Here is a 3,264-nt window from a genome sequence, read left to right as displayed (position 1 = left end):
TTTTTCAAAAAAGAAAGGAATAAAATGTTTCGAAGTAAAAAATTTAACAAAGATTTCGAGATCGTAGATGAGAAAAAGCGCTACAAGCTTTACAAGTCGGGTAAAAACTGGGTGAAAGCCTCGAATTCCCAACTAGATCTCTTTCGTATCGGTGGGATGGGAGAAGTTGTTTCGACAAGCCTATCCGACACTGAAGAACTTGACCACGCTCATCTCAATGTCAACACGCTTGCGGGTATAGGGGCCATCCTAGCCGCTGGGGCCGCAGGTTTTGTTGCAACTCAAGAGCAAACTGTATACGCAGATGAAACATCTGAGTACAAAGAAACTGGTAAGGCAGTCATCGCAAGTGAACCTCAAGCTGATGCGACAACTGAAACCAGCAGCAACCCAATCATCGCCCAAGCACAAGCAGAAGTGAAGGAACAAGCGGAGCAAACCTCTGTATCTGTTTCTGAGTCAGTCAGTCAATCTGTAAGTGCTTCCCTTTCAGTAAGTGAGTCAGAGTCAGCAAGTCTATCAGCCAGCGAGTCAGCTAGTCAGTCCCTCTCAGCTAGCACTTCAGCTGCTGCTAGTCAGTCAGCAAGCACTCAAGCTTCAGCTTCAACTCCTGCTTCAGAGTCAGTATCTGTCAGCGAAAAACCATCGCAGTCAGCAAGCACTCAAACATCAGCATCAGCTTCGGCTCCTGCCTCTCAGTCAGCATCTGTCAGCGCACAGCCATCTGAGTCAGCAAGTGTTCAAAGCTCAGCTTCTCTAGTTGAGAGTGCTAGTGCAGCTATCGAGTCAGAAGTACAAGCCTCTGTTTCAACTTCGACTTCAGCGTCCCTTGATGTCAAGGTCAACCCTGCTGAAAGCCTTGCGACCAGCAAGCTCGGTGACGCCTTGTCAAGCGCGACCCAACTCAGCAGCCAAGCAGCAACTACTAGCAACAACCTCGCAGCTGGTGTGGTGGCAGACAAGAACCAAGCCCAAGGCAAGGACGCAACCAAGCAAGCTGAAGAAGACCAAAAAGCAGACAAGACTGTAGCGACTGCGCCAAAAACAGGTTATTCTGGATTCCGCGCCGCTTCAACACTTCCTCCAGTATCTAAGATAGCCACTGTCCATCAAGGTCCAGGGGATGTAACAGTTACTCCGGGTCAGAAATTTAAAATTAACTTGATTGTTCAAGGCCTACCTGGGAAAACGCCTTATTTCTCAAGAGGTAGTCTAGATATCATTGATGCTAACGGAAAACGTGTATTTCAGAATCAAAGTGACTACGTCTGGTTTAGAGCTACTAGGGATTTTGGTGTCCAAAATGGTTTACAAAATAATGCAACTGTAACAATTAGTGGTACTGCTCCACTTAGAGCATCTGATAATATTAAGTATCCTATCTATCTCGGTTATACAGATAGACGTAATAGTACTAACATGTACCGACTTGAAGGATTTAGTCTTACTTATGATCATGAAAATAAACCGTCTCTTTCAGCTAGTCAAGCGAAATCAGAATCACTTAGCAGGAGTACGTCAATTGCTGATGCTTCTAAATCAACATCGGCAAGTAAGTCTAACTCAGAATCCGAAAGTGCAAAAGAAAGTGCCTCTAAGTCAGAGTCACTTAGCAAGAGTACTTCGATTGTAGACGCTTCTAAGTCAACATCGACTAGCAAGTCTAATTCAGAGTCACTCAGCAAGAGTACTTCGGTTGTAGACGCTTCTAAGTCAACATCGACCAGCAAGTCTAAGTCAGAATCACTTAGCAAGAGTACTTCGATTGTAGACGCTTCTAAGTCTACATCGACTAGCAAGTCTAAGTCAGAGTCCCTCAGCAAGAGTAACTCAGTAGTTGATGCCTCTAAGTCAACATCAACTAGCAAGTCTAAGTCAGAATCGCTTAGCAAGAGTAACTCAGTAGTTGATGCCTCTAAGTCAACATCAACAAGCAAGTCTAAGTCAGAATCGCTCAGCAAGAGTAACTCAGTAGTTGATGCCTCTAAGTCAACATCAGCCAGCAAGTCTAAGTCAGAGTCGCTTAGCAAGAGTAACTCAGTAGTTGATGCCTCTAAGTCAACATCAGCCAGCAAGTCTAAGTCAGAATCACTTAGCAAGAGTAACTCAGTAGTTGATGCCTCTAAGTCAACATCAACCAGCAAGTCTAAGTCAGAATCACTCAGCAAGAGTAACTCAGTAGTTGATGCTTCTAAGTCAACATCAACTAGCAAGTCTAAGTCAGAGTCCCTCAGCAAGAGCACCTCACTTGTAGATGCCTCTAAATCAGAATCAGCAAGTAAGAGTACTTCAATTGTAGATGCTTCTAAATCAGAATCAGCAAGTAAGAGTACTTCAATTGTAGATGCTTCTAAATCAGAATCAGCAAGTAAGAGTACTTCAATTGTAGATGCTTCTAAGTCAGAATCAGCAAGCAAGAGTACTTCAATTGTAGATGCTTCTAAGTCAGAATCAGCAAGCAAGAGTACTTCAATTGTAGATGCTTCTAAATCAGAATCAACAAGTAAGAGTACTTCAATTGTAGATGCCTCTAAATCAGAATCAACAAGTAAGAGTACTTCAATTGTAGATGCTTCTAAGTCAGAATCAACAAGTAAGAGTACTTCAATTGTGGATGCTTCTAAGTCAGAATCAACAAGTAAGAGTACCTCAATTGTAGATGCCTCTAAATCAGAATCAACAAGTAAGAGCACTTCACTTGTAGATGCTTCTAAATCAGAGTCAACAAGTAAGAGCGCATCGCTAGAAGGTGAATCTGTATCAGCAAGCAAGTCTAAATCAGAATCGCTTAGCCAATCAGAAAGTGCTTCAACATCTGACTCAGCAAGCAAGAGCACTTCCCTTGATGATGCATCTAAGTCAACATCAACAAGTAAATCTAACTCTGAATCAGAAAGCTTGTCTAAATCAGCTTCAGAAAGTGCTTCAGCAAGCAAGTCTGCATCAGAATCAGTTAGCGCAAGCGACAGTGCTTCTAAGTCAGACTCAGTAAGCAAGAGCGCATCTCTTGAAGGTGAATCTGTATCAACCAGCAAGTCTAAATCAGAATCAGCAAGCAAGTCAGAAAGTGCTTCAACATCTGACTCAGCAAGCAAGAGCACTTCNCTTGATGATGCATCTAAGTCAACATCAACAAGTAAATCTAACTCTGAATCAGAAAGCTTGTCTAAATCAGCNTCAGAAAGTGCTTCAGCAAGCAAGTCNGCNTCAGAATCAGTTAGCGCNAGCGACAGTGCTTCTAAGTCAGACTCAGTAAGCAAGAGT

Annotated in this window: 1 protein-coding gene and 1 pseudogene; one reads left to right on the top strand and one right to left on the bottom strand. The window is 43.0% G+C overall.

Annotated elements, in window-relative coordinates; translation table 11 throughout:
* Positions 1-24: 24 nt before the first annotated feature.
* Positions 25-162: pseudogene (locus D8802_RS10495) on the top strand (KxYKxGKxW signal peptide domain-containing protein); the annotation flags it as partial.
* A gap of 578 nt (positions 163-740) precedes the next feature.
* Here D8802_RS10495 and D8802_RS10410 read toward each other — a convergent pair.
* Positions 741-1,022 carry a hypothetical protein gene (locus D8802_RS10410; protein ID WP_260468421.1) on the bottom strand — a complete coding sequence of 94 codons (282 nt, stop codon included), beginning with the start codon at positions 1,020-1,022 and terminating at the stop codon, positions 741-743.
* Between the last annotated feature and the right edge of the window lie 2,242 nt (positions 1,023-3,264).

Source organism: Streptococcus oralis, from assembly GCF_003943395.1.
Classification (GTDB): domain Bacteria; phylum Bacillota; class Bacilli; order Lactobacillales; family Streptococcaceae; genus Streptococcus; species Streptococcus oralis_BF.
The sequence above is the reverse complement of the archived record's forward strand: the minus strand, read 5'-3'. Positions and strand labels throughout refer to the sequence as shown.